Origin of the sequence: Variovorax nitratireducens, assembly GCF_051216545.1 — a bacterium.
Lineage (GTDB): Bacteria > Pseudomonadota > Gammaproteobacteria > Burkholderiales > Burkholderiaceae_C > Variovorax.
On record NZ_JBPJZO010000004.1, the window covers coordinates 80,025 to 106,585 of the forward strand.

At 66.8% G+C, this 26,561-nt stretch carries 29 protein-coding genes; 11 read left to right on the forward strand and 18 right to left on the reverse strand.

Annotation, left to right across the window (positions count from 1 at the left end):
* Positions 1–118: 118 nt before the first annotated feature.
* On the forward strand, positions 119–2,470 hold the full coding sequence (locus tag ACSFA8_RS12490) for a YgiQ family radical SAM protein (protein WP_435479838.1): 2,352 nt from the start codon (positions 119–121) through the stop codon (positions 2,468–2,470).
* Between the two features lie 8 nt (positions 2,471–2,478).
* Here the strand turns inward: ACSFA8_RS12490 and ACSFA8_RS12495 are convergent, their stop codons facing one another.
* Complete coding sequence (locus ACSFA8_RS12495; protein ID WP_435479839.1) at positions 2,479–2,754, reverse strand: DUF2164 domain-containing protein; 276 nt, start codon at positions 2,752–2,754, stop codon at positions 2,479–2,481.
* Between the two features lie 143 nt (positions 2,755–2,897).
* Here ACSFA8_RS12495 and ACSFA8_RS12500 point away from each other — a divergent pair, with 143 nt between their 5' ends.
* Positions 2,898–3,878: a Bug family tripartite tricarboxylate transporter substrate binding protein gene (locus ACSFA8_RS12500; protein ID WP_435479840.1), complete on the forward strand. Its 981-nt coding sequence runs from the start codon at positions 2,898–2,900 to the stop codon at positions 3,876–3,878.
* Between the two features lie 7 nt (positions 3,879–3,885).
* On the opposite strand, the gene ACSFA8_RS12505 is transcribed toward ACSFA8_RS12500, so the two are convergent.
* The 4 genes from ACSFA8_RS12505 to ACSFA8_RS12520 all read right to left on the reverse strand — a co-directional run bounded on the left by ACSFA8_RS12505 (position 3,886) and on the right by ACSFA8_RS12520 (position 6,627).
* The gene (locus ACSFA8_RS12505; RefSeq protein WP_435479841.1) at positions 3,886–4,332 is read right to left on the reverse strand and encodes a universal stress protein; all 447 of its coding nucleotides are present in this window, start codon (positions 4,330–4,332) and stop codon (positions 3,886–3,888) included.
* A 106-nt stretch (positions 4,333–4,438) separates the two neighbouring features.
* Positions 4,439–5,644 (reverse strand): beta-ketoacyl-[acyl-carrier-protein] synthase family protein, encoded by a 1,206-nt coding sequence (locus tag ACSFA8_RS12510; protein WP_435479842.1) that lies wholly within the window; start codon positions 5,642–5,644, stop codon positions 4,439–4,441.
* On the reverse strand, positions 5,641–5,883 hold the full coding sequence (locus ACSFA8_RS12515; protein WP_435479843.1) for an acyl carrier protein: 243 nt from the start codon (positions 5,881–5,883) through the stop codon (positions 5,641–5,643). Before ACSFA8_RS12515 ends, ACSFA8_RS12510 begins: the two co-directional genes overlap by 4 nt.
* Before the next feature lie 33 nt (positions 5,884–5,916).
* Positions 5,917–6,627: a phosphatase PAP2 family protein gene (locus ACSFA8_RS12520; RefSeq protein ID WP_435479844.1), complete on the reverse strand. Its 711-nt coding sequence runs from the start codon at positions 6,625–6,627 to the stop codon at positions 5,917–5,919.
* A gap of 148 nt (positions 6,628–6,775) precedes the next feature.
* Between ACSFA8_RS12520 and ACSFA8_RS12525 the strand changes: the two genes are divergently transcribed.
* From ACSFA8_RS12525 to ACSFA8_RS12540, 4 genes are all read left to right on the forward strand, one after another.
* The gene (locus ACSFA8_RS12525) at positions 6,776–7,720 is read left to right on the forward strand and encodes a chromate resistance protein ChrB domain-containing protein (RefSeq protein WP_435479845.1); all 945 of its coding nucleotides are present in this window, start codon (positions 6,776–6,778) and stop codon (positions 7,718–7,720) included.
* Positions 7,717–9,084 (forward strand): chromate efflux transporter, encoded by a 1,368-nt coding sequence (chrA, locus tag ACSFA8_RS12530; protein WP_435479846.1) that lies wholly within the window; start codon positions 7,717–7,719, stop codon positions 9,082–9,084. Before ACSFA8_RS12525 ends, chrA begins: the two co-directional genes overlap by 4 nt.
* A gap of 12 nt (positions 9,085–9,096) precedes the next feature.
* Positions 9,097–10,011 carry a Fe-Mn family superoxide dismutase gene (locus ACSFA8_RS12535; protein WP_435479847.1) on the forward strand — a complete coding sequence of 305 codons (915 nt, stop codon included), beginning with the start codon at positions 9,097–9,099 and terminating at the stop codon, positions 10,009–10,011.
* Between the two features lie 176 nt (positions 10,012–10,187).
* Complete coding sequence (locus ACSFA8_RS12540; RefSeq protein WP_435479848.1) at positions 10,188–10,934, forward strand: hemerythrin domain-containing protein; 747 nt, start codon at positions 10,188–10,190, stop codon at positions 10,932–10,934.
* Between the two features lie 12 nt (positions 10,935–10,946).
* On the opposite strand, the gene ACSFA8_RS12545 is transcribed toward ACSFA8_RS12540, so the two are convergent.
* The 3 genes from ACSFA8_RS12545 to ACSFA8_RS12555 are packed head-to-tail and all read right to left on the reverse strand — an operon-like array spanning position 10,947 to position 13,278.
* On the reverse strand, positions 10,947–12,299 hold the full coding sequence (locus ACSFA8_RS12545) for a GAF domain-containing protein (protein WP_435480211.1): 1,353 nt from the start codon (positions 12,297–12,299) through the stop codon (positions 10,947–10,949).
* A gap of 22 nt (positions 12,300–12,321) precedes the next feature.
* Positions 12,322–12,822 (reverse strand): pyridoxamine 5'-phosphate oxidase family protein, encoded by a 501-nt coding sequence (locus ACSFA8_RS12550; protein WP_435479849.1) that lies wholly within the window; start codon positions 12,820–12,822, stop codon positions 12,322–12,324.
* Positions 12,823–12,840: 18 nt separating this feature from the next.
* Entirely contained in the window at positions 12,841–13,278 is a 438-nt protein-coding gene (locus tag ACSFA8_RS12555) for a universal stress protein (protein WP_435479850.1), read from the reverse strand.
* A gap of 70 nt (positions 13,279–13,348) precedes the next feature.
* On the opposite strand from ACSFA8_RS12555, the gene ACSFA8_RS12560 reads away from it, so the two are divergent.
* Positions 13,349–14,284, forward strand: coding sequence for a pseudouridine synthase (locus ACSFA8_RS12560; RefSeq protein ID WP_435479851.1), 936 nt, complete (start codon positions 13,349–13,351; stop codon positions 14,282–14,284).
* A gap of 2 nt (positions 14,285–14,286) precedes the next feature.
* Here ACSFA8_RS12560 and ACSFA8_RS12565 read toward each other — a convergent pair whose 3' ends face one another.
* The 3 genes from ACSFA8_RS12565 to ACSFA8_RS12575 all read right to left on the reverse strand — a co-directional run bounded on the left by ACSFA8_RS12565 (position 14,287) and on the right by ACSFA8_RS12575 (position 17,157).
* Positions 14,287–15,348 carry a GNAT family N-acetyltransferase gene (locus ACSFA8_RS12565; RefSeq protein WP_435479852.1) on the reverse strand — a complete coding sequence of 354 codons (1,062 nt, stop codon included), beginning with the start codon at positions 15,346–15,348 and terminating at the stop codon, positions 14,287–14,289.
* Between the two features lie 295 nt (positions 15,349–15,643).
* The gene (locus tag ACSFA8_RS12570; RefSeq protein WP_435479853.1) at positions 15,644–16,561 is read right to left on the reverse strand and encodes a CoA transferase; all 918 of its coding nucleotides are present in this window, start codon (positions 16,559–16,561) and stop codon (positions 15,644–15,646) included.
* A gap of 44 nt (positions 16,562–16,605) precedes the next feature.
* Positions 16,606–17,157: a phosphatase PAP2 family protein gene (locus tag ACSFA8_RS12575; protein ID WP_435479854.1), complete on the reverse strand. Its 552-nt coding sequence runs from the start codon at positions 17,155–17,157 to the stop codon at positions 16,606–16,608.
* A gap of 186 nt (positions 17,158–17,343) precedes the next feature.
* On the opposite strand from ACSFA8_RS12575, the gene ACSFA8_RS12580 reads away from it, so the two are divergent.
* Positions 17,344–18,249 carry an SDR family oxidoreductase gene (locus ACSFA8_RS12580; protein WP_435479855.1) on the forward strand — a complete coding sequence of 302 codons (906 nt, stop codon included), beginning with the start codon at positions 17,344–17,346 and terminating at the stop codon, positions 18,247–18,249.
* A gap of 58 nt (positions 18,250–18,307) precedes the next feature.
* Positions 18,308–19,573 carry a cation:proton antiporter gene (locus ACSFA8_RS12585; protein WP_435479856.1) on the forward strand — a complete coding sequence of 422 codons (1,266 nt, stop codon included), beginning with the start codon at positions 18,308–18,310 and terminating at the stop codon, positions 19,571–19,573.
* Positions 19,574–19,583: 10 nt separating this feature from the next.
* Here ACSFA8_RS12585 and ACSFA8_RS12590 read toward each other — a convergent pair whose 3' ends face one another.
* The gene (locus tag ACSFA8_RS12590) at positions 19,584–20,159 is read right to left on the reverse strand and encodes an acyl-homoserine-lactone synthase (RefSeq protein WP_435479857.1); all 576 of its coding nucleotides are present in this window, start codon (positions 20,157–20,159) and stop codon (positions 19,584–19,586) included.
* Positions 20,160–20,234: 75 nt separating this feature from the next.
* The gene (locus ACSFA8_RS12595) at positions 20,235–20,702 is read right to left on the reverse strand and encodes a DUF4902 domain-containing protein (RefSeq protein WP_435479858.1); all 468 of its coding nucleotides are present in this window, start codon (positions 20,700–20,702) and stop codon (positions 20,235–20,237) included.
* Positions 20,703–20,941: 239 nt separating this feature from the next.
* Here ACSFA8_RS12595 and ACSFA8_RS12600 point away from each other — a divergent pair, with 239 nt between their 5' ends.
* Positions 20,942–21,655: an autoinducer binding domain-containing protein gene (locus ACSFA8_RS12600; RefSeq protein ID WP_435479859.1), complete on the forward strand. Its 714-nt coding sequence runs from the start codon at positions 20,942–20,944 to the stop codon at positions 21,653–21,655.
* Positions 21,656–21,866: 211 nt separating this feature from the next.
* Entirely contained in the window at positions 21,867–22,637 is a 771-nt protein-coding gene (locus tag ACSFA8_RS12605; RefSeq protein WP_435479860.1) for a hypothetical protein, read from the forward strand.
* A 21-nt stretch (positions 22,638–22,658) separates the two neighbouring features.
* Here the strand turns inward: ACSFA8_RS12605 and ACSFA8_RS12610 are convergent, their stop codons facing one another.
* From ACSFA8_RS12610 to ACSFA8_RS12630, 5 genes are all read right to left on the reverse strand, one after another.
* A complete protein-coding gene (locus tag ACSFA8_RS12610) occupies positions 22,659–23,012 on the reverse strand; it encodes a hypothetical protein (protein WP_435479861.1) in 354 nt (117 codons plus the stop codon).
* A gap of 136 nt (positions 23,013–23,148) precedes the next feature.
* The gene (locus tag ACSFA8_RS12615) at positions 23,149–23,685 is read right to left on the reverse strand and encodes a nucleoside 2-deoxyribosyltransferase (RefSeq protein WP_435479862.1); all 537 of its coding nucleotides are present in this window, start codon (positions 23,683–23,685) and stop codon (positions 23,149–23,151) included.
* Positions 23,686–23,771: 86 nt separating this feature from the next.
* On the reverse strand, positions 23,772–24,530 hold the full coding sequence (gene trmB, locus ACSFA8_RS12620) for a tRNA (guanosine(46)-N7)-methyltransferase TrmB (protein WP_435479863.1): 759 nt from the start codon (positions 24,528–24,530) through the stop codon (positions 23,772–23,774).
* A 5-nt stretch (positions 24,531–24,535) separates the two neighbouring features.
* Entirely contained in the window at positions 24,536–25,438 is a 903-nt protein-coding gene (gluQRS, locus tag ACSFA8_RS12625) for a tRNA glutamyl-Q(34) synthetase GluQRS (protein WP_435479864.1), read from the reverse strand.
* Entirely contained in the window at positions 25,435–26,514 is a 1,080-nt protein-coding gene (locus ACSFA8_RS12630; RefSeq protein ID WP_435479865.1) for an NAD(P)/FAD-dependent oxidoreductase, read from the reverse strand. The genes gluQRS and ACSFA8_RS12630 overlap by 4 nt, the downstream gene beginning before the upstream one ends.
* Between the last annotated feature and the right edge of the window lie 47 nt (positions 26,515–26,561).

A 26,561-nucleotide genomic window follows, 5' to 3' on the forward strand; every position in this document is an offset into this window, starting at 1 on the left:
GCATCGCCACGTCGCTGCATGGCCTTGCAGGCGACAGAGTCGGCCTGAAACCTTAAAATCGCGGGTTGCCCGAAACGGGCCCCCATGGCGCAGTTGCATTGCGCCAGACCGCTCCCCCATGAACGCCCCCGTCGACGTCTCCTTTTTTCACCGCGCCGCCAAGCCGCTGACCAGCTACCGCAAGTACTGGGCGGCCCGCTTCGGCACGGCGAAATTTCTCCCGACATCGCGCCAGGAGATGGAAGCACTCGGCTGGGACAGCTGCGACATCATCGTGGTGACCGGCGATGCCTACGTCGACCACCCCAGCTTTGGCATGGCGGTGATCGGCCGCATGCTGGAGGCGCAGGGCTTTCGCGTCGGCATCATCGCGCAGCCCGACTGGCAGAGCGCCGAGCCGTTCAAGGCGCTGGGCAAGCCGAACCTGTTCTTCGGCGTGACGTCCGGCAACATGGATTCGATGATCAACCGCTATACGGCCGATCGCAAAATCCGCAGCGACGATGCCTACACGCCCGGCGACGTCGGCGGCAAGCGGCCCGACCGCGCCGCCATCGTCTATTCGCAGCGCTGCAAGGAAGCCTGGAACGACGTGCCGATCATTCTCGGCGGCATCGAAGGCAGCCTGCGCCGCATCGCGCACTACGACTACTGGTCGGACAAGGTGCGCCGCTCGGTGGTGGTCGATTCGAAATGCGACCTGCTGCTCTACGGCAATGCCGAGCGCGCCATCGTCGAGATCGCGCACCGGCTGGCCGCGAAAGAGCCGGTGCAGCAGATCACCGACGTGCGCGGCACCGCGTTCGTGCGGCGTGAAACGCCGCAAGGCTGGTTCGAGATCAACTCCACCAGCGTGGACGAACCCGGCCGCGTCGAGGCGCACGTCAATCCGTACCTCATGGTGTCGGACCAGGCCAAGGCCAACGGCGCGACCTGCGCGCGCGAGGACGAAGCCGAGGCGGTCGCGGTGGCCGCCGAGGCGGGTGCCGTTGCCGCGGTATCCGTCAACCAGGCCATCAAGCCGCTGACCTTCGTGCCCAACCCGGCGCTGCGCGCCCGCATCAAGGTGCCGCCGCGCGAGCATTCGGTGATCCGCCTGCCGTCCTACGAGCAGGTGCGTGCCGATCCGGTGCTCTACGCGCACGCCAACCGCGTGCTGCACCTCGAAACCAACCCCGGCAATGCGCGCGCACTCGTGCAGACGCATGGCGAGGGCGCGACCGCACGCGACGTGTGGATCAACCCGCCGCCGATTCCGCTGACTACGGCCGAAATGGACCACGTCTTCGACCTGGCCTATGCGCGCAGCCCGCATCCGCGCTATGCCGACGAGGCCGGCAGCCACGATGGCGCGACCAAGATCCCGGCCTGGGAAATGATCCGCTTCAGCGTGAACATCATGCGCGGCTGCTTCGGCGGCTGCACCTTCTGCTCGATCACCGAGCACGAGGGCCGCATCATCCAGAGCCGTTCGGAAGAATCGATCATCAAGGAGGTCGAGGCCATCCGCGACTCGGTCAAGGGCTTTACCGGCACCATCTCCGACCTCGGCGGCCCGACAGCCAACATGTACCGGCTCGGTTGCAAGAGCCCCGAGATCGAGGCCGCCTGCCGCAAGCCAAGTTGCGTGTACCCGGGCATCTGTTCGAACCTCGGCACCAACCACGACCCGCTCATCAAGATCTACCGCCGCGCGCGCTCGCTGCGGGGCATCAAGAAAATCCTGATCGGTTCCGGCCTGCGCTACGACCTGGCCGTGCAAAGCCCCGAGTACGTGAAAGAGCTGGTGCAGCACCACGTGGGCGGCTACCTGAAGATCGCGCCCGAGCACACCGAGCAGGGCCCGCTCACCAAGATGATGAAGCCGGGCATCGGCAGCTACGACAAGTTCAAGCAGCTGTTCGAGAAGTTCAGCGCCGAGGCCGGCAAGAAGCAGTACCTGATCCCGTACTTCATCGCCGCGCACCCGGGCACCAGCGACGAGGACATGATGAACCTCGCGATCTGGCTCAAAAAGAACGGCTTTCGTGCCGACCAGGTGCAAACCTTCTACCCGAGCCCGATGGCCACAGCCACCGCGATGTACCACAGCAACCGGAACCCGCTGCGCAAGATCACGCGTGAGAGCGAGACGGTGGACATCGTGCGCGGCGACAAGCGCCGCCGCCTGCACAAGGCCTTTTTGCGCTATCACGATGCCAACAACTGGCCGCTGCTTCGCGAGGCGCTCAAGAGCATGGGCCGCGCCGACCTGATCGGCAACGGCAAGCACCACCTGATCCCGACCTGGCAGCCGTTGACCGACGGCAGCTACACCAGCGCACGCAAGAAGAATTCGAGCGCGTCGGTGGAAACGGTCAAGGCCTCACCCGTCACCAAGGGCCGCCTGCTCACGCAACACACCGGCCTGCCGCCGCGCGACAACGGGTCGGGCCGCAAGGCCAAGCCAGTGATTCGCAAAGGGCGCTGAGCGCCGGCTCAGGTTTTCTTGCGACGCGCGGCGTCGTACTTGCGCCAGTACTGGAACTCGTCCTCGTGGATCTCGATGTCGATTTCCGACACGCGGGCCTGAAGTCGTTCCTGCACCTCCGTGACGGCCTGGTTGTAGACGAGCGGACCGATCTCCTCGAGGAAGAAGCCAAGCAGGGCGCCGGCGGCGATGTTGCCGATCGGCTCCTCCATGTTCTCGCGGAAGTAGCGTTCGATGGAGGCAATGGCCTCCTTGCGGGCGTCGCCGGGTATCTCGATCGTCATGGGATTTCTCCGGTCGTCGGCGCGCCAGTCTAGGCCACGGCGAGATTGGTTCGCTGCTTGGCCCAGGCTGTCGCCGGCACTCAACTTGCTTGTGCGAGGGCCTGGCGCAGCCACTTCACGCCATCACTTCCAAGGAGCCGACCGTGTCCACCGCCCCCATCACCCGCCGTTCGGCGCTGCAGTTCCTGACCGCCGGTGTGGCCGGCTCGCTTGCGTTGCCGGGCCTCGCCGCCGGCTGGCCCGACAAGCCGGTCAAGATCATCGTGACCTTCCCGCCGGGCGGCGCCAGCGACATCGTGGCGCGTGTCATGGCCGAGCAACTCGGCAAGCTGCTGGGCCAGCCCGTGGTGGTCGACAACCGGCCGGGTGCCGGCGGCACCATCGGCGGCGCCGCCGTGGCTTCGGCCGCGCCGGACGGCTATGTGCTGATGCTGTCGAACACCACGCCGATTGCGCTGGGCCCGTTCACGCTCGAGAAGCAACCCTACGACCCGGTCGAGGCCTTCACGCACATCGCCTACCTGGGCTCGGCGCCGCTGGTCATCATGGCCAGCAAGCCGTCCGGCATCCGCACCTTCGCCGACATCGAAGCGCAGGCGCGCAAAGGCCAGCTCGATTTCGGGTCTGGCGGCCCGGGCTCGGTCGGCCATATCCATGGCGAGCTGATGAAGAAGGTCACGGGCATGAATCTGGTGCACGTGCCTTACCGCGGTGGCGCACCGATGACCACCGACCTGATCGCCGGCACGATTCCCGTCGGCATCGACGTGATCACCGCCTACGTGCCCTTCTTCAAGAGCGGCCAGCTCACCCCCGTGGCCGTGACCAGCCGGGCCCGTTCCCCGCTGATGCCGGATGTGCCGACCGTGACGGAACTGAACCAGCCCAAGCTGGTGCTCGAGAACTTCTTCGGCCTGAGCGGCCCGGCGAAGATGCCGGCCGATGTCGTGGCGCGCCTGAACGCGGCGTGCAACCAGGTGCTGGAGATGACGCCGGTTCAACAGAAGCTGGTGGATCTGGGCATCGTCGCCAAAGGCGAAAGCGTGGCCCAGTTCAACAGCTTCGTGAAGGCACAGGTCGGGGTGCTGGGCCCGGCGGTAAAAGACGCCGGCATCAAGCTCTGAGCAGCCCCTACCGCAGCACCAGCACCGGCGTGTGCGAGTGCGTCAGGACGTGCATCGTTTCGCTGCCCATCAGGAGCCGCTGAATGGCACGACGGCCGTGCGAGGCCATCACGATCAGGCCGCACTTGTGCTGTTTCGCCGCCTCGATGATGGCTTCTGCGATCTGGTTCGATTTCAGCGTGACAGGCATCACGTTGCGCACCCCCTTGGTCAGCGCCCGGGCCTTGACGGCCTCCACCACGCGCTGGCCCTCGAGATCCGCCCGCTCCTGCGTTCGATGTGTCTCTTCCTGGCTCAACAGCAGCGCGCCTTCGAAATAGCTTTGCGCGTGGATACGGATCACGTGAACGGCAACCAACTCGGCCCGGGTCAGCACGGCCAGATCGATCGCGGTGGTAACGGCCTGTTCGGACAGGTCGGAGCCGTCGGTAGCAACAAGAATGCGCTCATACATGATGGCTCTCCTTGGTGGATTGCTCCTTGTCTCCCCCTTTCAAGATAGCGCGCGGCGCGGTGTTGTTCAACCGGTCGGCGTGGTTCTAGGTGAGTTCGCCTAGCGGTCAGCCGCGGCGGAAGAGCAGCACCGAGTTCGTTCCGCCGAAGGCAAACGAGTTGCTGATGGCGGCTTGCAGCTGCGGCGCTGCGGTGCCGGTCTGCAGCACCAGGTTCATGCTGCAGGCGGGGTCGACCACGTTGCAGTTCGAGTTCGGCGGCAATTGGCGGTGGTGCAGCGCGAGCACCGTGATCACCGCCTCGAGCGCACCGGCAGCGCCGAGCAGGTGGCCGTGCAGCGCCTTGGTGGAACTCACCCGCAGACCGTCGAACTGCGCGCCCCACACCGCCGCCAGCGCATCATGCTCGACCACGTCGCCGATGCGCGTGGCTGTGCCGTGTGCGTTGCAGTAGCCCACATCCGCGGGCTGGATGTTCGCGTGTCGCAACGCCGCGCGCAGGGCACGCGCCTGGCCCTGTGCATCGGGCTTGGTCAGGTGCGTGCCGTCGCAGCTGTTGCCCCAGCCGGCCAGTGCGGCATAGCTGCGCGCACCGCGGGCGCGGGCGCGCTCGGCCGACTCCAGCACCAGGAACGCGGCGCCTTCACCGAGTGCGAAGCCGCTGCGGTCGCTCGCAAACGGGCGCACCGCGCCGGCCGTTTCGCCCGGCTGGAAGCTGGCCAGTGTCTGCATGGCCTGCCAGGCGAGCAGCACGCCCGGAACGATCAGGGCTTCGCTGCCGCCGGCAATCGCGATGTCGACCTCGCCGCGCTGCACCGCCTTGGCGGCTTCGGCAATCGCGACCGAAGACGAGGCGCACGCTACCGAATACGTCAGAACCGGCCCCTGCGCGCCGAGGCGCATTGCCACATGGGCAGCCGGCGCGTTGGGCATGAAGGCCGGAATGGTCAGGGGTGGCACCCGACCGCCGCTGCGGTAGGCCGCCTCCAGCGCTGCGGCGCCGCCCATGCCGCAGCCGGCATAGACGCCGATGCGTTCGGGGTCGACGTCGCCCACGGCGCCAGCGTCGCGCATCGCCAGGTTAGCCGCGGCCACGGCAAGCTGGCTGACGCGGTCGACGCCGGCGAGCTGCAGCTTGGTGAACCAGCGCGATTCGTCGAAAGCCACCGTCGCAGCGGCGGCAGGCTTGGCCAGCTCGGGGAACACCGGCTGCACTGCCGATTCGCCGCGCATGAGTGCCGCGAACAGCGCGTGGGGGTCGGCGCCGTGTGGGGCCATCACGCCCAGGCCGGTGACGGCGACCTGCTGGTTCACGTGGTCGGCTGCGACGCCCGGATCTTGTCGACCACGTCGGCGAGTTCGGCCAGCGTGTCGATGTTCATGTCGGTGTCGGGCATCGAGATGCCGAACTTGTCTTCGATCGTGAAAACAAATTCGACGAGCGCCAGCGAATCGAAGCCCTTCTCGCGCATCGAAGCATTGGGGTCGAGGGTCGATGCCTCGATGCCGTACTTCTCGTGGATCAGCTCCTGCAATTCATTCAGCGAACTCATGGCCTGTACCGCGTGGCCGCGACGGGCCCGTTGTCATTGAAAGCCGATGATATCCGCTCTACCTGCAGGGCCAGGTGCCAGCGCACGCGTGGGCGCCGGCCGCCAGCGCAGAGAGGGCCAGGCAAAGGCCAGGCCCAGCAGCGCGCCCGCGGCGGCGTCCAGCACCACGTGCTGCTTGACCGCCAGCGTCGACCAGGCGATGGCCAGGAACCAGGCCAGGTTCAACAGCCGCAGGAACACCGGCGTACGGGTTCGGCGCAGCACGTCTTCGAGCCGGATCGCCGTGAAGATGGCCGCCGCCACGTGCATCGAGGGACAGGCATTGCCGGCTGCGTCTACCCCCTGCAGCATCGCAAAGCCGGGATAGCTCGAGACATCCATGGTCAGCGGCGGCACCGCCGTCGGCCAAAAATAGAAGAGTGCCAGGCCGCTCAGGCACAGCCCGCTGATCCACAGCCCATAGACGACCAACTCGGCGAAGGTCCGCTGCAGACCCGGCGCAAAGCCGATGTACACCCACAGCGACAGGTAGGCGAACAGTGTCTGGGGCTGGAACGGGATCAGGTGATCGAGCGCGGTGAGCGGCATCACCATCACCGGGTAGGCCGGGTGCCGCAGCAGGTGGAAGTACCCGATGAAGAACAGCCAGGTGAAAACGCTGGTGCCCACGAACTTCAACAGGAAATGCCGGCGCATGCGGAAGCCGATTTCGTTCGTCCAGGGCTGCGTGGAGGGGGGCGTCATGGGCAGGTCGTCGGGTCAATGGCGTGTTCGACACATTCGATATTGCCTGAGCCCGATGGCCGGCTGTTCTCGACGCATCACAAACAGCGTTCTGCTGAAGAGAATATTTGAACTAGATATTTCAAAGTATGTAGCATATGATTCAAGAATGTGGTCTATCCTGCTCGTCACGCTCCCCACCCAGCCCAGCGCAGTCCGGCTGCGCATCTGGCGTGCATTGAAGGCGTTGGGCTGTGCGGCGCTCCGGGACGGCGCTTATGTGCTTCCGCTCGATCAGGCGCATGAACTGGAGGCGCTGGGCGCCGAGGCACGCGCCCACGGCGGTATCGCGTCGGTGCTTGCGCTGGCGCCGCGCGACGATGCTCAGCAGGCCGAAGTGTTGGCGCTGTTCGACCGCAGCGAAGCCTATGTGCAGTGGCGTGAGGCCACGTACGCGCTGCAGCAGGTGCTCGATTCGCTCGGCGAAACGGAGGCCCGGCGTCGCCTTCGCAACTTGGGCGAAGCGCTGGCAGCCGTGCAGCGCATCGACTATTACCCGGGGGCCGCGTTGCAGCAGGCCCAGGCCGATCTCGCTGCATTGCGCGGCGCACTCGACGCGCGCTTTTCGAAGGGCGAGCCACGGGCCCGGCCCGACGACGGCATTGCGCGGCTGGACCTGCGCAAGTACCAGGGCAAGCGCTGGGCCACGCGTGCACGACCCTGGGTCGATCGGCTCGCCTGTGCATGGCTGATCCGTCGCTTTGTCGATCCGCACGCCCGGTTCGTCTGGCTGGATGAAAGCAACGCGCCGCTGCGCACGCCGCGCGGCGCACTCGGCTTCGACTACGACGGTGCGCGTTTCACGCATGTCGGCACACGCGTCACGTTTGAGGTGCTGGTCGCCAGCTTTGAACTGGGGCAGGACGCCAAGCTGCAGCGCATTGCAGCCGCCGTGCACTATCTCGACGTCGGTGGCATCCCGGTGCCCGAAGCCACAGGACTCGAAGCGGTGCTCTCGGGCCTTCGGGCCCTGCACGCGAACGATGACCGGTTGCTGCAGGCGGCATGTGAGGTGTTTGATGCGCTGCACGCGGCGCCGGAGGCCGGGCAGTGAACGCCGCCGAAACGTCCGTCGAAGTCGAAGCACCTTCGCCGGTGAGCCTGGCGCAGGCCTTCTGGTTCTGGCTCCGGCTCGGCTTCGTCAGCTTCGGCGGCCCCGCGGGGCAGATCGCAATCATGCACACCGAACTGGTGGAGCGACGGCGCTGGATCAGCGAGCGGCGCTTTCTGCACGCGCTCAACTATTGCATGCTGCTGCCTGGCCCCGAGGCGCAGCAGCTCGCCACCTACATCGGCTGGCTCATGCACCGCACCCGCGGCGGCATCGTGGCCGGCGCACTGTTCGTGCTGCCATCGCTGTTTATCCTGATCGCGCTCTCGTGGATCTACCTGGTCTACGGCAACGTGCCGGTGGTGGCCGGCATCTTCTATGGCATCAAGCCGGCCGTGACGGCGCTGGTGCTGCACGCTGCGCACCGCATCGGCACGCGGGCGCTGAAGAACGGCTGGCTGTGGGGTATTTCGGGTGCTGCATTCGTTGCGATTTTTGCGTTGAACGTGCCGTTCCCGTTGATCGTGCTGGTTGCGGCGCTGATCGGGTACTTCGGCGCGCGGATTGCGCCGCAGGTGTTCGCGCCGGGTGGTGGCCACGCGGGAGGCCAGCAGGGTTATGGCCCCGCGATCATCGACGACGACACGCCGACGCCCGCCCATGCCCGTTTCTCGCGCGGCCGGCTCGTTCGGCTGCTCGCCGTCGGGCTCGGGCTCTGGGCCGCCGCCATGGGCTGGTTGATCGCCGTGTATGGCTGGCAGGGCACGCTAACGCAAATGGGCTGGTTCTTCACCAAAGCCGCGATGCTGACCTTCGGCGGCGCCTACGCGGTGCTGCCCTATGTGTACCAGGGCGCGGTCGAGCAGCACCAGTGGCTCACGGCTCCCCAGATGATCGATGGGCTCGCACTGGGCGAAACCACGCCGGGGCCGTTGATCATGGTGGTGGCCTTCGTCGGCTTTGTCGGTGGCTGGGTCAAGCAGGTGGCAGGGCCGGATGCGTTGTTTCTTGGGGCGGCGCTGGCGGCCACGGTGGTCACCTTTTTCACTTTCCTGCCCTCGTTCGTTTTCATCCTTGCCGGCGGCCCGCTTGTCGAGGCCACGCACGGCAAGCTGGGCTTCACTGCGCCGCTGACGGCGATCACGGCGGCGGTGGTGGGCGTGATCCTCAACCTGGCGCTGTTCTTCGCGTACCACGTGCTGTGGCCGGCCGGCTTCAGCGGAGGATTCGACATCGCCTCGGCGCTGATCGCGCTGGCCGCAGCCGTCGCGCTGTTCCGCTTCAAGGTCGGCGTGATGCCGCTATTGGCTGCGTGTGGTTTGGCAGGGCTGGCCATCACGTTGTTGCCGCAACTGATCCCTCATTGAAAGACGTGCACCATGAACGCTGCAATCCAACCCCTCGGCATCGATACGGCTCGACTGTCCGGGCTGTCGCCCGCGCTGCTGAACAGCCACCATGCCAACAACTACAGCGGCGCGGTCAACCGCCTCAACGCGATCCGCGCCCAGCTTGGCGGCACCGCTTTCGCGGGGATGGCGGGCCATGCACTCAACGGCCTGAAACGCGAGGAACTGATCGCGACCAATTCGATGCTGCTGCACGAGTTGTACTTCAACAGCCTCGGCGGCGCCGAGGTGCCGATGCCACCACCCATGGCGCTCGCGTTGTCTGCCAGCTTTGGCAGCGTCGAGCGCTGGCGGGAAGAGTTCGTGGCCATGGGCAGGGCGCTCGGTGGCGGTTCGGGTTGGGTGCTGCTGTGCTTCCAGCCGCGAGAAGGCACGCTGGTCAATCAGTGGGCCGCCGATCACACCCACGCACTCGCCGGCGGCACGCCGCTGCTGGCGCTCGACATGTACGAGCATGCGTACCACATCGACTACGGCGCGCAGGCCGCAGCTTATGTCGATGCCTTCATGGTCAACATCCACTGGGCCGGTGTCTACGAGCGCTATCAACACGCGGTGCATGCCGCGGGTGACGCGCTGGCTGCGGCGCCCGATGCCATCGAGGGCGCCATGCGCATCGACGTACGGCGATCGGGCGTGTTCGAGGCGGCGCAGAGCATGCTGCCCGGGGCGGTTTGGCGCGACCCGGCACAGGTGAATGCGTGGGCCGACACGCTACCCAGGGATCGCGAGGTAGTGGTCTATTGCGTGTATGGCCACGAGGTGGGCCGCAGCACTGCGATGCAGCTCCACGCGCGGGGTGTGAAAGCGAGGTTCCTGCTGGGTGGCATCGACGCGTGGCAGACGGCCGGGCGGATGGTCGAGCCGAAGGGCCCGGAGTCATGAAATGAGGGGTGGGGGACGTGCTTCCGCTCGGCGGACGCGCCTGTTTAAGAAATTATGAGTAATCCCTTAAGTAATTCTTAGCAGCGCCGCAGCAGCCGGATTTCTAGACTTCTTTCCAGGCAGACAGGTGCATCCGGCGCCTGTCGCTTTCACCCCCACAAGAAGGAAAGAACACCATGAAAAACGACCTCGGCGAACTCCAGCAGGTGGCTCAGGTTTCGGCCGGCGCGCCGGCGCCGCGCTTCGACCTGTACGCCGGCATCCACAAGGCGCTGCGTGCGCTGATGGCCGACACGCTGCTGACGCTCGGCCGCATGGACAGTGACGATTCACTCGAACTCGCGCAGACCACGCAGCGCGTGCTGCAACTGCTCGACTTCTGCCGTGGGCACCTCGGTCACGAGAACCAGTTTGTGCATACCGCCATGGAAGCGCGTGCGCCCGGCGCGAGCGAGGCCATTGCGCACGAGCACGCCGAGCACGAGCGCGAGATCCATCAACTCGCCAACATCACCACGGCGCTGCTGCAGTGCGCGCTGGCGGATCGGGCGCAGGGTGCGCTTGCGCTGTACCGCCAGATGTCGCTGTTCATCGCGCACAACTTCGAACACATGCATGTGGAGGAAACCGCCCACAACGCGGTGCTGTGGGCGCGCTACACCGATGCGGAACTGATCGAGATCCACAACGCGCTGGTTGCATCGATTCCCCCCGAAGAAATGATGTTCACGCTGCGCTGGCTGGTGCCCTTCATGAACCCGGCCGAACGCGCGGCGGTGATGGTCGACATGCAGGCGCATGCGCCGGCGCCGGCCTTCGAGGCCGCACTCGGCGTGGTGCGCCCCCATCTCAGCGAACGCGAATGGGCCAAGCTCACGCGCAGCCTCGGCTTGCCGGCAGTACCGGGCCTGGTGCAGGGCTGAACAGAAAGACGCTCAGCCAGCGATATCGACCAGCGTCACCGGCCGGTCGACGCGCAGGCGAAACCGGCCCCGGCCGGTTTTCTCGATGCGGATATGCGGGCTGTTTTCCAGCAGGCGGCGTTGCAGCAGCACCAGCCGTGCCTCGAGGTTGTCGGCCACGTCGGGCAGCCGGATCGCAGGGTCGAGCCGCAGCTCGCGGTTGGTGAAGTCGCTGCGGCCCTGGTCGGTGTGGTCGCGCAGCAGCTTCCAGAAGATCGCACCAGCCACGCCCTTGATGAGGTACTGGCCGTCGATAAAGACACTGTCGTTGGCCGGGTAGTGCCGCAGCTCCAGCGGCGGGCCCGTCACCGGCTGCACTGCCGCGTGTGCCGAGGCGGTCGCTTCGCCAGCCGGCTCCGCTGCGGTTTGCAGCAGCTCCAACGCGGAGCCGAGCTGGCCGGCGATTGCGACCAGCGCGTCTTCGTCCTCGTAGCCGAAGCGCATGTCGAGCGGGCTCTCGACAAACAGCACACCCAGCAGGCGGCCGGTCGAGACGATCGGCACGGCCAGCTGGCTGTGCGGCTCGGCCAGACCGGGGTAGGGAATGTCGGTGTCGAGCATCAGGCCGGGCTCTTGCTGCTGCATGCTGCTGCGCACCGCGTGGCTGTAGCTCGCTGCGTTGGTCATGTGGCTGATGCGCACTGGTGTGCATTCGCGCGCGGCGACACCGATCACGCCATGGCCGATCTCGATTTCGGAGCCGACGCCGGAGGTGGCGTAACCGGCGCTCGCCACCGTGTAGAGCCGCTCGGCCGCGGCGTCGCGCATCAGCACCATCGCGTGCGGCACGTTCATCTGGTCGCTCAGGGTCGCCAGCGTGGCCTGCAGCAACTCGTCGGTGGCGCTGCAGCGCTGCAGCCGCTCGGCCGAACGGCGCAATGCGGCCAGCAGGGAAATGCCGCACGATGCGGGGGCGGGCAGGCATTGGCTTTCGACGCATTCGATGGACTGCACCTCGTACAGGTCCGATCCGAGCAGCTTGAACACACTGGCCATGCCCGAGTGCGAGGCGATGCCGGCCAGCTGTGCCTTCATGCTTTCGAACACCGCGCCGCTGGTTTCAGTGCGCAGGTAGCGCAGTTGCAGCCGGTAGAAGGCGGCTGTGACCGGGTGCATCACCAGCGCCGTGCCATACGGGTTGGCCAGGATGTTCTGGCGCGTTTTGTTGAAAAACTGGAATGAAAGCGCCACATGCCGCTCGTCGACGTAGCAGACCTGCGAGATGTAGGCTACGTTGGGCGTTCCGTCTTCGGCGCAGGTGGCCATGATGCCGGGGATCGCGCCCTCAAGGCAGGCACGGATCGCGTGCAGCGTGATCGTCGGCATGGCTTGCATGGCGCGGGTTCGCTCAGGGAGGCGCCGGCAGCGCGCTGCCGGCTTTGGGGCCGGGCGTCTGGTCGAAAGCCGCGGTCGGCGTGAAGCTGATTGCGACCAGGTCGTCGAGCCGGTAGGCCAGCATGGCGCCCACGAAGGCGGCGTCGTAGCCGACCGCGGCGATCTCGGCTTCCATCGATGTCAGGTAACGCTGCAGCGCGCCGGTGTCGCCGGCATCGGCACTGCGCAGTTCGGCCGCGCGTGCCTTCACCTGAACTGTGCGGTGGCTCAACGGTTCGCTGAACACCACGGCGACATGGCCCGTGGCCGCCACGTCCTGCAGCAACTGGCGCGACTGGCTGCGCGCGACGAACACGGTGACGCGGGTGCCGTCCGGCGCGATGCTGCAGCCGACGGCCCGCATCAGGCTCGGCCTGCGCGACTCGTCGCTCGACGCGACGATGGTCGAAACGCCCTTGTTCACCATCGCGATGTACTCGGGCGTCAGCAGCGCGCGGGGCGCGTCGGCAGTCATGGCGCAGCGGGCCGGGGCTCAGTCGCCGACGGCCTTGACCAGCATCACGGGAATGCTGGCACCCTGCACCACAGAATGCGAGACCGACCCGAGCAGGGCGCTGCGCAGGTCGCCGGCGCCGCTGGTCTGCATGATGATCATGTCGCAGCCGAAGCGCTCGGCAATGTCCACCAGCGTGTGGCCCGGGTCGCCGGAGCCGACCTCGCTTTCGAACTCCAGCTTTGCATGCCGCAGCATCGCCTCGGCCGAGGCCAGCAGGTGGGTGCCGGCCGACTCGCTGACTTCTTCGAGCACATGGACATCGGGTGCCGACACCATTTCGTAGAGGTTGGCGGGCCCCTGCACATTGGCCAGCACGAAGTTGGCCTGCAGGCCTTCTTCGACCAGTCGGATCGCGTGGCGCACGGCCGCCAGGGCCTGTTCGGAACCGTCCACCGGCAGCAATATCTTCATCATTCGCGTTCTCCAGACTGTGAATGCGGCAAGGATACGACGAGCGCGCGGCCACACAGTAGAGTGGGCCCCTATGTTCCCGCGTGATGCCGTTGCCGCCCCCTTGCCGCTCCCCGTGCGCGACGGCGTCGGCCCGAGTTGCGTCGCACTGCCGGCCGATGGCCCATGGCAGACCATGCTCGATTTTCTGGTGCAGCGTTTTCCCGCCATCGCGCGTGAAACCTGGGTCGACCGCATCACCGCACGCGACGTGGTCGACGAGCACGGCGAGCCCGTCACGCTCGCGCGGCGCTACCAGCCGCGGCTTCGGCTCTACTACTACCGGGCGCTCGGGCCCGAGCCGCAGCTGCCCGAAGACGAAGTGGTGCTGCACCGGGACGCGCATCTCGTCGTCGTCGACAAGCCGCCCTACATGCCCGTGACGCCGTCGGGCCCCTACCTGCAGCAGAGCCTGCTGGTGCGGTTGAAGCGCCGGCTCGGCATCGACGAACTGGTGCCGCTGCACCGCATCGACCGTGCCACCGCCGGGTTGGTGCTGTTCTCCGTGGCGCCGGCCACGCGTGGCCGCTACCAGGCGCTTTTCCCGGATCGCGCGATGCACAAGGAATACGAGGCCATCGTGCACTGGCCGCCCGGCACCAAGCTGCCCGCCAGCTACCGCAGCCGGCTCGAGCCCGATGCGCACTTCATGCGCACGCGCGAAGTGCCGGGCGAGCCCAATGCGGAGACGCATCTGCAGGTACTGGAGGTGCGCGGCGCCCACGCGCGGCTGCGGCTGTCGCCGGTCAGTGGCCGCAAGCACCAGTTGCGCGTGCACTGCAACGCGCTCGGCGTACCGATCGTGAACGACGCGATCTACCCGACGCTGCTGCCGTACGGCCCGGACGACTTCGCAAGGCCGATGCAGTTGCTGGCGCGCTCGCTGGCCTTTGTCGATCCGCTCGCGGGCGTGGCGCGATCGTTCACGAGTGCGCGCTCGCTGGGCGGCTGGCCGGATCAGCAGCCCTGAGCTCAGGCTCCGCGCGACAAAAAGACCTGCAAGGTGTGCGGGTCGATCTGGTAGCTGCCATTGCGCCGGTGCACGAGGAAGCCCAGGCGCTGGTTGATCGAGAGCATCGGCGCATTCACCTCGGCGTTCGCAGTGACGATCATCTGAACGTCCGGGTGTCGCTCCCGCACTAGTTCCAGCATAGCTGCCTTCACCGCCTTGGCCAGCCCCTTGCCGCGCCACGGGCGGCCCACGGCGGTCAGCGCCTGGTAAACGCGATCCGGAAAGCGCGCTTCCCAGTGCGCGTTGCAGACCGCGGCGACCTGGTCGTGGCTGTCGATCAGCAGCACCACCAAGTGCTCGCCATCGATGCGGTCGAGCTCTTCGTACCAGCTCGTGTGGGCCTGCAACTCGTAGCGCATAGGCGGCAGGTCGAGTGCCCCGAGCGGAATGTCGTTGATCAGCACTGTGAACGGCGCCATCAGTTGCGCGAGCCGCTCCATCGGCACCCGGCCGGCGTGAATCTCCCAGCGCAGTCCAGGTGTGCGCGTGGCGCGCCCCTTCCAGCGCGCGAGCTCGTCCCAATTCAGCCCGTTCAGCGGCAGGCGGTTCTCGAAGTAGCGGTGCTTCTCGCTAGCACCGACTGCGGCGAGAAATGCATGTGCCTCGGGCAAGTGCACGCTCAGTGTTGCCGTGTGCTTGGCGTGCGCCTGCATGAAGCCCAGCAGCGTGCGCAGCAGCGTCGTGGCGATGCCGCGGCGCCGCCACGGCTGTAACACGCCGCCACCGGCGTTGATGAATGGCGCGAAGCGCTCGTAGTCGGGAGAGCCTTCGCGGCGCGACTCGATGAACAGGTTGGCGACCACCTCGCCGCCTTGCAGCGCGACGAAGCGGCGCCCTTCGTGCACGGGCCAGCGCTTGCGCAGGACGTGCTCGAAGTCGACGTCGCTCACCACCGGTTCGCCGGGCAGATCCTCTTCGGTGCGCAGGCGGCGGTAGCGGTGGTAGGCGGCCCACTGCGCAGCCGAAGCTGCGTGAGGATCGAAGAAGCGGACTTCGACCGGATGGGGTTCGTTTTCAAGCATGGGTGTGCCTTGATTCGGAATGAAAGAAGAACGAACGGCGCGCCGCGGGCGAGGAAGCCCATGGCGAGGGTATGAATCGCGGAGGTCCGCAGCAAAGGCGCTGCGCAGCGATCAGCGCGCTAGCAGCGGCGGATCCCGATCGCAATCGACACAACAAGCCGGCCGGAAGCAGCGGGTGGGAGACATGGGCTGTTCATGGTGCACCTCCGGTCTGTGTTGTGGTTGGGGGCGTGAACTGTAGCGGGGACTGCGCCTGCTGTGAAGTCGGGCGGCGGGCCAACCGCGCCGTGCGCTCTCAGGCGTCTTCGCGCAGCGTATAGAGCGGAATGTCTTTCTCGAGCGCCAGCGCATCGAGCTGGTCGCAACTCAGCCGCGCCACGTGGTCGGCAATCGCCTTGTGCATCGACGAGCGGAACATCGCCTTGCCGGATTCGGCGTCGTGGCCGGCCGCGGCGGCCAGACGCTGCGCGAAGTGCGGTTCCAGCGCGGCGATGGCGACGCGCCCGTCGGCGCAGGGGTAGACGCGGTAGCCCGCGTGCGCACCGCCGACCGAGCCGGGCGGCTGGGTCAGGCCCCAGTGCCGGGGCAGCGCCAGGTAGCGAGCGGCCTCAGACAATGCCACTTCGATCCGCACCCCCGCTCCGTCTTTCGAGGCGGCCCGCAGCAACAGTGCCTGCAGCACGGCTTCGCTGGCCATCAGGGAGCCGGCCATGTCGGCGTAGAGCGTGGGCGGCAGCTCCAGGCCGGTGATCAGCCCGCTTTCGGCCAGATAGGTGAGGTCGTGCCCCGGCTCCTCGGCGCGCCCGCCCGGCGCGCCGACGATCGCCACGAGCGACAGGCGCGGCCAGCGCGCATGCAGCGTGTCCCAGGCCAGGCCCAACTTCGTCAGCGCCGAGGGGCGGAACGAGGTTATGAGCACATCGGCCTGCGCCAGTTCGGCCTGCAGCGTCTGCTGGCCTTCGGGCGTCTTGAGGTCGGCCTGCACATGGTCGATGCCGTCATGCAACTGCGCGTAGGCGGTCGGCGCGTAGTGGCCCATGGGGTCGGACGAGTGGCCGCCGACGGCCGGCGGCTCAAGCTTGACGCAGGTCGCGCCCATCTGCCGACAGCGCATCAGCGCCGCCGGGCCGGGCAGGTTGAGCGCGAGGCTCAGAACCCGCACGCCCTGCAATGCGGTTGAAACCAGGAAGGGGCGGGCAGCGGAAGGCGGCATGGGTCGGAGTCCAGCAGATGGGTGGAGCGCCCATTCTGTTGTCTTTACGCCGTGCTGCGCTGCCGGGCGGTCTTGAGAAATTGCCGAGCCAGTTGATCCACGAATGCGAGCGAGCCCGCCAGCAGGCCCGCCAACAACAACCCGGCCACGACATCGAGCGGAAAGTGCACGCCCACGTAGATGCGGGCCCATCCGGTCAACACGGCCAGTGCCGTCACGACCCAGCCAATGCTGCGCAATCGCGGCCGCCACAAGAAGCACAGCGCCACCGTGAACATCACGGTCGCGTGTGTGCTGGGCAGCGAGCCACGATGCCCGTGGCCGAGCCACGACGGGCTCAGGCCCAGCATGAAGGGGCGCGGCTGGTTTAGCGCGGCGGCGAGCGAATGCGCCAGCATGCCCGCGCCCGCGGCCAGCAGGCACACGGCCACGAAGTAAGCGCGGTCGGCCGGCTGGCGCCAGGCGGCCCACGCCATCAACGCCACGCTGAGCCAGGACGCCCCGAGTGCGAGTTGGGTCGCCAGCCACAGCAGCGTGCCGTTCGGCGCATGGCCGGCTGCGATCCACTGGAACAGTTGCAGGTTCAGCGCGTCCATGAGGTGCGCCCCGCAAACAGAAAGTCGTTCATCAAAAAGCGCCGAAGCCATGCTGGTTGCATGCACCCAGCCTAAAGCCACTGTTTGACGCGGATGTGAATAGCTGGTTCAGGAATCGCTCAGGTAGTGCGTTCGGATGTAACGGGGCGCGGCGCTTGCAGGCGCGGCCTGTGGCATTCTTGCTGAATGCACAACCAAAACGCCAACGGGGCGCTGAAAGGCTGCGTGGCCGTGGTGACCGGCGCCAGCCGCGGGGCAGGGCGCGGCATCGCGGTGGAATTGGGTGCCGCGGGCGCCACCGTGTACGCCACCGGACGAAGCACTCGCGTCCAGCCGGCTGACACCTACGCCGGCTTGCTCGCACTGTCCGGCCTTGCGGCATTGCCGGGCAGCATCGACGAGACGGCCGACGAAGTCACGCGCCACGGTGGCCGTGGCATCGCGGTGCGCTGCGACCACACGCGCGAAAAAGAGGTCGTGCAGTTGTTCGACCGCGTGCAGAGCGACGAGGGCCATATCGACCTGCTCGTGAACAATGCCTGGGGCGGCCACGAGACTTTCAACGGCGTGTTCGACGCACCGTTCTGGGAGCATCCACTGGTCAACTGGGATTCGATGTTCGACCGTGGCGTGCGCAACCATCTGCTGGCCAGCCGCTGTGCGGCGCCGATGATGGTGCGCGCCGGTCGCGGACTGATCGTGACCACGACCTATTGGGATCGCGACCGTTACCTGCGCGGCAACCTGTTCTACGACTTGGCCAAGGCATCGATGAGCCGGCTGGCCTTCGGCATGGCGCAGGAACTGCGCCCGCATGGCGTGGCCTCGCTCGCCGTGTCGCCCGGCTGGATGCGCACCGAGCTTGTGCTGGCAGGCCACAAGACCGACGAAGCCCACTGGCAGGACCGCCCGGCGCTGGCGCGCACGGAATCGCCGCGCTACCTCGGCCGCGCGGTGGCGGCACTGGCGGGCGATCCGCTGGTGCTGCACAAGAGCGGTGCCGTGCACCGCGTCGCCGATCTCGCGCGCGAGTACGGTTTCACCGATGTCGATGGCCGCCAGGTGGAGGCTTTCGAGATCGAGGGCAATTGACGCGCCCGCCGGCGATTTCACTAACATGCGGGAAGGAATTTCCGTCGAACCCCCCTTTATGTCCGTCATCTCCCTGCTGCTGCAACTCATCGTCATCCTTGCCACCGCCCGCGCTTGCGGCTGGGTGCTGCGCCATTTGGGCCAACCTGCGGTGGTCGGCGAGATGGCGGCCGGCCTTATGCTGGGGCCGATCGTCATGGGCGCGCTGTTTCCCACGCTGCACGCGCAGCTTTTTTCCAAGGCGTCGCTGGCGGGCCTGACCTCGCTGTCGACGCTCGGACTGGTGCTGTTCATGTTCGTGGTGGGCCTCGAACTCAGGGCGCAGGATGGTGTGCGTGCACAGCTGCGGTCGGCCGGCTATGTCGGTGTGCTCAGCGTGATCGCCCCACTGGTGCTCGGCATCGCCATCTCTCCGGCGCTCTATCCGACACTGGCGCCGGCCGGCGTCGGCTTCTGGCCTTTCGCGTTGTTCATGGCGGCCGCCCTGTCGATCACTGCGTTCCCGGTCATGGCGCGCATTCTGAAGGACCGCGGGATGATGCGCACCTCGTTCGGCCAGCTGTCGCTCAGTTCGGCGGCCGTGGTCGATGTGTTCGCGTGGATCCTGCTCGCCTTCGTGGTCGCACTGGCCGGCGCGGGGGAGGGCTACACCGGCCTGCTCAAGACAGCGGGCGGCGTCGTGGGGCTGCTCGTTGCGCTGTTCTTCGGCGTGAAGCCGGCCTATGCCTGGCTGCTGCGCAAGCACGCACCGGACAGCGAGCCTTCGACGACTGTGCTGGCTTCGCTGATGATCGGCCTGCTCGTGTGCGCCCTGCTCACCGAGTGGATGCAGCTGCACGCCGTGTTCGGCGCCTTCCTCTTTGGTGCCTGCCTGCCGCGCGATGACCGGTTGCTGAGTTCGCTGGCGGGGCGCATCGAGCCGATTTCCATCGTCGTGCTGATGCCACTGTTCTTTGCGCTGGCCGGACTGGGCACCACGCCCGACGCGCTGTCGGGTGGCAGCCTCGGCGCGATGGTGCTTATCGTGGTGGTCGCCACTGTCGGCAAGCTAGCGGGCGGGGCGGTCGGCGCGCGCATGGCCGGCTACAACTGGCGCGACAGCCTCGCCACCGGCTCGTTGATGAATGCGCGCGGCCTGATGGAGCTGATCGTCATGAAGATCGGGCTGGACGCGGGCCTGATCGGCCCCGAGCTGTTCACGATGCTGCTCGTGATGGCGCTGGTAACGACCGCGATGACCGGCCCGTTGATGACGCTTTTCGTCGGCCGTGTGGCCAAGCCCCCTGCGGACGGTGCCGCCGTCGACGCCACTTCGCCGCGCTGAGCGCGGCCCATCACTGCTCGTCCGCGTCCGCACTCCCGACGTCGATCCAGCACGCGAAGATCGGGTGTCCGCCGACGACCATCGGCGGGCCCGCGCGGTGGGCGCGAAAGCCTTCGCGACGCAGCAGCCGTTCGACGCCCAGGGGAGACACGGTGATGATCCGCTCGGCACCGTTGCTTCGGGCGATGGCCTGTGCGCTCTTGAGCAGCGCGACTGCCACCGGCGAGGAAAACTGGCCCATCGCGCTTCCCTGCGAGGCGGTGAAGTCGACTGCAGCAAAGCGGGACAGCTCCCAGACGCGCGGATCGCAAGGGGGAGGCTCGCCGGCGAGCAACTGGGGGAAGACCTCGCCGAGCAGGTAGGGCCGGGTCGTTGGAAGCAGCCTGGCTGTTCCGATCACATTCCCCGCTTCGTCGCGCGCCGCGAGATGGAGGGTGTCGTCGCGATCGAATTGATCCAGTTCAAGACCATGCTCGGTGACGAGATCCCAGCCGAGTGTCTCGACGAATACCTTGTACCGATAACGCGCGACATCATTCAGTACTTGTTGCGCAATGTGGCCGGGGCGTCCAGATAGTATTTCCATTTGCTTCTTTCCCAGTGGTAGTGGGAAAGATTTCAGCCGCCGGCCCGATTCCGCGAAACTATCATTTCTGATAGGTCAGAACGAATAGCGTTGGCAGACCGCTCGAAAGGCTGGCGTGTTCCAGTCGAATGTGTCGATGAATGTCGCCAGAACGTGCAGGCTTTCGTTCCATGGCAGCGGATCGCGCTCGCCGTCGAGCAAAAGGATGTTGGTGCGCGGCAGGCCGAGACGAACCACCCGCGCCGTCATCGAGGTTTCCAACTGCCAGTCCCAACCCAAACTCAGGCGCGGCTCTTGGGTGCAGATCCATTCGGTGTAGCCGGACAACGACGTGCTGGCGCCGCACCGCTGTTCGCTCTCGTTGCAGACTTCGTCATCCAGTCCGGAGACCAGATGCGTCAACGTGAAATTGCGCAGATCCTGCCGCTGCAGTCGTAGCAGCCCGTCAGACAACAAGGTAGTCATATCGTTTGCTTGTCCAGGTGTATGACGCTTTGACTCTCGCAGCGTCCGTTGAAGCTTGCGGGTGTAGAGTGGTTTCATCAAGTCGACTGAAGTGGAAAGTTGGACGCGACTTGCGATGAATCGCACGGTTCACCTTGATTTGGAGTGGTAAGCCCCTCCGTAAACACCCAAGTGCTGCATCGACATTTGGGTTAGATTGATCGTTCGAGAATTCGGGGAGGCACCGCAAAGCGCGCTGTCATCGCGCTACACCCTTTATTCACCTATGCAGAACCGGGAAGCGTTACGCGCCGAACGCGCCATGCGGCGGGGGGCCCATGCAGCCATTCAATGAGAATCTGCTGACGGCACTCGACCGGGCGACCAGCGAGGAGGTGGTCTTTCGCGCGCTGCTTGCGGCCGCCAACGAACTGGGGTTCGAGCACTGCGCGTATGGCCTGCGGCTCGCGGTCCCGGTGTCGAACCCGAAGGTCATCACGCTGAACAACTACCCCAAGGCGTGGCAGGAACGCTACCAACAGGCGGGCTACCTGGCGGTCGACCCGAGCGTTCGGCACGGGCGGCTCAGCCAGCAGCCGCTGCTGTGGGGCGACGATGTGTTCGACTCGGCCAAGCAGTTGTGGGCTGAGGCGAAGGAGCATGGCCTTCGCATCGGATGGGCCCAGTCCAGCCTGGACGGCTTCGGGGTGGGTGGAATGTTGACGCTGTCCCGGGCCACCGAGGCCCTGACTGCCCGTGAACTGCAGGTGAAAGAGAGCGAGATGCGTTGGCTCGTTCAGGCTGCCCATTTGTCGCTTTCAAGGCTGATGAAGCCGAAGTTCGCAGTCCAGCCGGAGGTTCCCCTGACCCCCCGGGAAGTCGAAGTCCTGAAGTGGAGCGCCGACGGCAAGACTGCGGGAGAGATCAGTGACATTCTTTCCATTTCGATCCCCACGGTGAACTTTCACATCAAGAACGTGGTTCAGAAAATGAAAGCCGCGAACAAGACGGCCGCCGTGGTGCAGGCGCTGCTGTCCGGCCTGCTGAACTGACCGGCCGAAGGCTTGTTCGCCGGGAAAAAAACCGCGTCATCCGGTATTTTTCCACGCTGTCGCGCATTGCGATGGTGTTTTCCCCGCCTACCTACCAACATTGGTAGTTACCGGGCGGGATGGCGTCGACTTGAATGGGACCTAGAGCTTGTTCCACGGAGTGCTGCGAAGCAGCAACCTGCCGCGCAGGCTGAACCCAAGGAGAGCAGCCATGACACCTCTACCCGTCAGCGCACAAATTCGAGTGCATCTTGCCTCGGACGCCCTGATCGCCTGTGAGTTGCAGCGCGAGTGGCGGAAAACAGTGGTCACGCGCAAGGAACGTTTCGAATTCGACACCGGGCAGCGTGCCGGCGCGATGGATGCGCTGGCAGCCTGGATCGCACAGGGGCCGCTGCGCCGGTCGATCGTCTGGATCATCGGCGCGACCGAAGCGCAATACTTCGTTCTTCCCTGGTCTCCGGCGTTGATCGACCGGGGCATGCGAGATGCGTACGCCCGGGCACGATACGAGCAACTGTTCGAGCAGGATGCGAGCGGCGCGGCGTTCTACTTTGCCGCACCGTCCGATGGCAACGGGCAGTTTGTGTCCTGCGTTCCGATCGAGTTGCCGGCCGAACTGGCCGCGCATGCGCTGCGCACGGAGTCCGAACTCCTGGGCATCAAACCGGCGATCTCCATGGTGTGGGATCGTTTCCGGGATGTGCTGGAAACGGAACAGGGGACGCTCTGCGTCGTCGATGGCGACCGGCAGGCCATCGTGCAGCACGACAGGAAGCGCATCGAAGACATCGTCGTGAAGCCGCGTGGCAAGAGCGCGGCCCTTCCTGCGGAGCGGGAAGGTGTAGTGCGGCGGTTCTCGAACGAGCCGTCCCGGGCACAGCCCAGCGCCACGTCCGTGGACCTCCGCCTTCCCGCGCAGAACGGCTTTGTTGCAACGCAAGACGCCGCGTACGCCTTCGCGCTGTGCGGCGCGCTCTGAGTCCCTCGCGTATCCGCGCCTTCACTGGCGGCGACCACCTCGCATCCAGGAAATGAACAGTGCCGTCAACACAGCCCCGCCCGCGGCGGCCATCAGCGCCGCGCGTACGGGCTGATCGGCAACGTACTGTTCGCCCTGCCTGCGCGCGCTGTCGACATGGGCTTTGAGGTCGTCGATCTTCCTGCTCGCCGCAGCCGCGACATCCTGCACCAGGTGCCCGGCATCCTGTGCGCCGCCGCGCAGGGAACTCACGGCATCCGCCGTAATGCCCTTGGACGCCTCGGCGAAGTTTCTTGCGGAGTCGATGGCTTCGCTCGCCGTGGCACTGGCCTCGTCGGCGAGTTCGGAAGGAGTCTTGACGTCGTAGGTGTTCATGAGAATCTCCGGAGGAATCGGGCAGCACCTTGCCGCCCGGTAGTGAGGGAGTGTTCAAGCGGTGTGGTATCCACCCTGTCGGCATGCGCACGCAAGGGGCGTAGGTGACGGCCGCGCCGACGGCCTTTCGACAGGTTCAGGCCCGGCCGATGCCCAGGATTTCGGCGAGACGCCGCAGCGCGGCGGCCGCCGAGACTTCGGTCTCCGTCGAGCGCGTCAGCATCAAGTTGAGGCGCTGCCCAAGCCCCTCCACCATCGCGCCGCTTTCGGTCTCTCTCGTTGCGCCTTCACTGTCCTGGATGCAGGGGGTCGTCCTGCGCACACGATCTGCATAGCTGCCTTCGGGGACGCCATACGCGACCACTGGCTTGCCCAGCGCGGTGGCGAAGCCCACTTCGAACACGGTTCCGGAATCTGGCTCGTGGCCCCGAAAGCTCATGAGATTGGCGATCACTCCATCGGCCTCGCGGATAAGCTGAATGTTGCCTTCGTAGATGCGCTGCGCGCGCTCGTCGTCGCTGCCGGTGAAGTCGGCGCCGGTGTCGCCGTCGGACGGCGCCAGGCCCACCAGGCCCAGGCGGTCGCAATGGGCCTTCAGGGCGGCAAAAATCCGTTCTCGGTCGGGAAAGAAGACGTCGGGGCCGGCGAGGTAGATACGGGGACGGTGGCGCATGGATGCATTTTCGCGCTCATGGATCGCGGTGAGCGTGCTGTGCCATGCGGCACACTGGACGACTGAACCAGCGGCAGTGCGAATCGTCAGCTGTGGTGCAGCGGCGCTGCGCGTTCGAACACCAGATCCCACACGCCGTGCCCCAGCTTGAGGCCGCGGTTCTCGAACTTGGTCAGCGGCCGGTAGTCGGGCTTCGGCGCATAGCCGCTCGCGTCGGTCGCCGTGTTGCGAAGCATCGGCTCGGCCGACAACACTTCGAGCATCTGCTCGGCATACGGCTGCCAGTCGGTCGCGCAGTGCAGATAGCCGCCGGGCGCCAGGCGTTCGGCCAGCTTGCGCACGAGGGGCGACTGGATCAGCCGGCGCTTGTTGTGGCGCTTCTTGTGCCACGGGTCGGGAAAGAACACGTGCACGCCGGCCAGCGTGCCGGGCTGGAGCATGTGGTCGAGCACGTCGACCGCGTCGTGCGCCACGATGCGGATATTGGCAATGCCCTGTTCGCCGCAGCGCTTGAGCAGCTTGCCAACACCCGGCTCGTGCACCTCGCAGCAGAGGAAGTTCCTGTCCGGCATCAGTGCCGCGATGTGCGCCGTGGCCTCGCCCATGCCGAAGCCGATCTCGAGCACGGTCGGTGCGCGGCGGCCAAAGGCCAGGTCGAAGTCCAGCGGCTCGGCGCGGTAGGGCACCAGAAACTGCGGCCCGAAGTCTTCGTACGCCTTGGCCTGGCCTTCGGTCGTGCGGCCCCCGCGCTTGACAAAGCTCTTGAGGCGGCGGTGCAGCGGATGTGGCTTGGAATCGTCCGCGGGGTCAGCGGGCGGGGGCGAAGGGGGGAGAGAAGAAGGCATGGGGCTCACGGCCGCGAATTGTAGAGATCGCGCCACGCGGGCACCCAATCGGCCAGCGCGCCGGCCATCGCCGTGGCACCGCTCGCGGGCAGGCCGAGCGCCTGCGCGGCAGCTTGCAGCGCCTTCAGCGCGGCTTGCGGCGTGTGCGTGTCGATTGCTTCGGCGCCGTTCTGCTTGGAGAGCTTCTGCCCGTCGGCCGCCAACACCAGCGGCGTGTGCAGGTAGCCCGGCGTCGGCAGGCAGAGGGCGCGCTGCAGCAGGATCTGGCGCGCCGTGTTGTCGGCCAGGTCTTCGCCGCGCACGACGTCGGTGATGCCCTGATCCCCATCGTCGACAACCACCGCAAGCTGGTAGGCCCAGGGGCCGTCGGCGCGCTTCAGCACGAAGTCGCCGACCTCGGCACGCACGTCCTGGCGCTGGGCGCCGAGCCGCCGATCCAGCCAGCGCACTGCCCCGGACTCGGACTTTTCCGTCGCAAAGCGCCAGGCCCGCGCCGCCTTGCCGTGCAGCCCTTCGCGGCAGGTGCCCGGGTAGATGCGCTCGGCATGCCGCTGGTGTGGCATGCCGAGTCGTGCCAGCGCCTCGTCGATGTCCTTGCGCGAACAGCCGCAGGGGTAGGCGAGGCCATCGGCCTGCAGCCGTTCGAGCGCCTGCTGGTAGCGCGCAACGCGCTGGGTCTGCCACGCCGGCGGTGCGTCCGGAATGAGGCCGCAGGCGGCGAGTTGCCGAAGGATCGTTTCGCCCATGCCGGGCAGGCAGCGTTCGGTGTCCGCGTCTTCGATGCGAACGAGCCAGCGCGCCTGCGGGCCGCGGGCCCGCACATCGAGCCAGCTGGCCAGCGCCGCGACCAGCGAGCCGGCGTGCAGCGGCCCGGTGGGCGAAGGCGCGAACCGGCCGGTCGGGATCACGCCACGGCAAGGGCGAGCGACAAGCCCGAGAGGAATGCGTCTTCGACCCGGTGGCCCGTGCACCAGTCGCCGGCCAGCCCGATGCGGGCCTTGGCGTCCCACAGGTGCGGTTTGCCGGCCGGCACCTGCGTCTGGGCCTCGCTCCAGCAGCGCGCCTGGGCGTGGCTGGGCGTTGCGTGGATGCCGGTGATCTCGGCAAAGGCGCGCAGCAGCTTGGCTTCGACGCGCGCTGCATCGTCGCGCAGATGTTCCTGCGACCAGGCGGCGCTGGCCTGCAGCGTCCAGCGTTCGACGCGCTCGCGGCCGGGCTTGGACGATTCGCGCGCCAGCCAGGCCACGCGGTGGTGCGTGCTGCGCGCGGCGTTCCACTGCGGTCCCAGGTGCGACATGGTGGGCTGGTTGGCCTGCGGGAACGCGATCATCAGCGTCCAGCAGGGCGCGACGCGCACCGGGTCCAGCTTGCTGCTCAGCGTGGCTGACAGCGCGCCATCGTCGAGTAGCGCGCGGGCCCGCGCCGGCGGCACGGCCAGCAGCACGGCATCGAAGCTGGAATACACATGGGTGCCGCCACCGGCGCTTTCGGTACGCACTTGCCAGCGCTTACCGTCGAGTGCGTCGCGTTCGACCCGGCTCACGGCCGTGTCGGTCAGCAGCGCTTCGCCGAGTGGCTTGGCCCACGCGGTCACCACGGCGTCCATGCCGGGTTGTGCGACCCAGTGCGGTTCGCGCGCGGGCAGTGCAGCCTCGGCCACGCGGCCGTGGGCGTCGAGCACGCGCACGAGGTTGGCGCTCCACGGCCTGCACAGCTGCGGCGTGGTCTGCAGCGCCAGCGCAAAGCGGTCGTCGCGCACAGTGAAGTACTGGGCGCCGCTGTCGAAGCGGCCGAACGGCGTGCTCTCGCTGGCCATGCGGCCCCCGGGGCTCGCGCTGCGTTCGAACACCGTGACGCGATGGCCCGCCTGGACGAGGGTGCGCGCGCAGGCCACGCCCGCGATGCCGGCGCCGACGATGGCGAAGTGGCGCGGCGCAGCAGTGGCAGGGGTTCGGTGGCGGTCGGCGGGAGGGCGAGCGGGCATACGGTCTCTCTTCTTGTGTGTGGTCGGGATCGGCACACTCTACAACG

What these genes read in the sequence shown, in the direction of transcription:
- ACSFA8_RS12580 (WP_435479855.1), top strand. Translation starts at nt 17,344, where the DNA reads ATGCACAACCAAAACGCCAACGGGGCGCTGAAAGGCTGCGTGGCCGTG.
- ACSFA8_RS12585 (WP_435479856.1), top strand. Translation starts at nt 18,308, where the DNA reads ATGTCCGTCATCTCCCTGCTGCTGCAACTCATCGTCATCCTTGCCACC.
- ACSFA8_RS12525 (WP_435479845.1), top strand. Translation starts at nt 6,776, where the DNA reads ATGTGGTCTATCCTGCTCGTCACGCTCCCCACCCAGCCCAGCGCAGTC.
- ACSFA8_RS12545 (WP_435480211.1), bottom strand. Translation starts at nt 12,299, where the DNA reads ATGCCGACGATCACGCTGCACGCGATCCGTGCCTGCCTTGAGGGCGCG.
- ACSFA8_RS12565 (WP_435479852.1), bottom strand. Translation starts at nt 15,348, where the DNA reads ATGCTTGAAAACGAACCCCATCCGGTCGAAGTCCGCTTCTTCGATCCT.
- ACSFA8_RS12555 (WP_435479850.1), bottom strand. Translation starts at nt 13,278, where the DNA reads ATGATGAAGATATTGCTGCCGGTGGACGGTTCCGAACAGGCCCTGGCG.
- ACSFA8_RS12520 (WP_435479844.1), bottom strand. Translation starts at nt 6,627, where the DNA reads ATGACGCCCCCCTCCACGCAGCCCTGGACGAACGAAATCGGCTTCCGC.
- trmB (WP_435479863.1), bottom strand. Translation starts at nt 24,530, where the DNA reads ATGCCTTCTTCTCTCCCCCCTTCGCCCCCGCCCGCTGACCCCGCGGAC.
- ACSFA8_RS12560 (WP_435479851.1), top strand. Translation starts at nt 13,349, where the DNA reads ATGTTCCCGCGTGATGCCGTTGCCGCCCCCTTGCCGCTCCCCGTGCGC.
- ACSFA8_RS12570 (WP_435479853.1), bottom strand. Translation starts at nt 16,561, where the DNA reads ATGCCGCCTTCCGCTGCCCGCCCCTTCCTGGTTTCAACCGCATTGCAG.
- ACSFA8_RS12590 (WP_435479857.1), bottom strand. Translation starts at nt 20,159, where the DNA reads ATGGAAATACTATCTGGACGCCCCGGCCACATTGCGCAACAAGTACTG.
- ACSFA8_RS12600 (WP_435479859.1), top strand. Translation starts at nt 20,942, where the DNA reads ATGCAGCCATTCAATGAGAATCTGCTGACGGCACTCGACCGGGCGACC.
- ACSFA8_RS12595 (WP_435479858.1), bottom strand. Translation starts at nt 20,702, where the DNA reads ATGAAACCACTCTACACCCGCAAGCTTCAACGGACGCTGCGAGAGTCA.
- ACSFA8_RS12615 (WP_435479862.1), bottom strand. Translation starts at nt 23,685, where the DNA reads ATGCGCCACCGTCCCCGTATCTACCTCGCCGGCCCCGACGTCTTCTTT.
- ACSFA8_RS12515 (WP_435479843.1), bottom strand. Translation starts at nt 5,883, where the DNA reads ATGAGTTCGCTGAATGAATTGCAGGAGCTGATCCACGAGAAGTACGGC.
- ACSFA8_RS12610 (WP_435479861.1), bottom strand. Translation starts at nt 23,012, where the DNA reads ATGAACACCTACGACGTCAAGACTCCTTCCGAACTCGCCGACGAGGCC.
- ACSFA8_RS12535 (WP_435479847.1), top strand. Translation starts at nt 9,097, where the DNA reads ATGAACGCTGCAATCCAACCCCTCGGCATCGATACGGCTCGACTGTCC.
- ACSFA8_RS12630 (WP_435479865.1), bottom strand. Translation starts at nt 26,514, where the DNA reads ATGCCCGCTCGCCCTCCCGCCGACCGCCACCGAACCCCTGCCACTGCT.
- ACSFA8_RS12505 (WP_435479841.1), bottom strand. Translation starts at nt 4,332, where the DNA reads ATGTATGAGCGCATTCTTGTTGCTACCGACGGCTCCGACCTGTCCGAA.
- ACSFA8_RS12550 (WP_435479849.1), bottom strand. Translation starts at nt 12,822, where the DNA reads ATGACTGCCGACGCGCCCCGCGCGCTGCTGACGCCCGAGTACATCGCG.
- ACSFA8_RS12605 (WP_435479860.1), top strand. Translation starts at nt 21,867, where the DNA reads ATGACACCTCTACCCGTCAGCGCACAAATTCGAGTGCATCTTGCCTCG.
- ACSFA8_RS12495 (WP_435479839.1), bottom strand. Translation starts at nt 2,754, where the DNA reads ATGACGATCGAGATACCCGGCGACGCCCGCAAGGAGGCCATTGCCTCC.
- ACSFA8_RS12575 (WP_435479854.1), bottom strand. Translation starts at nt 17,157, where the DNA reads ATGGACGCGCTGAACCTGCAACTGTTCCAGTGGATCGCAGCCGGCCAT.
- ACSFA8_RS12540 (WP_435479848.1), top strand. Translation starts at nt 10,188, where the DNA reads ATGAAAAACGACCTCGGCGAACTCCAGCAGGTGGCTCAGGTTTCGGCC.
- ACSFA8_RS12490 (WP_435479838.1), top strand. Translation starts at nt 119, where the DNA reads ATGAACGCCCCCGTCGACGTCTCCTTTTTTCACCGCGCCGCCAAGCCG.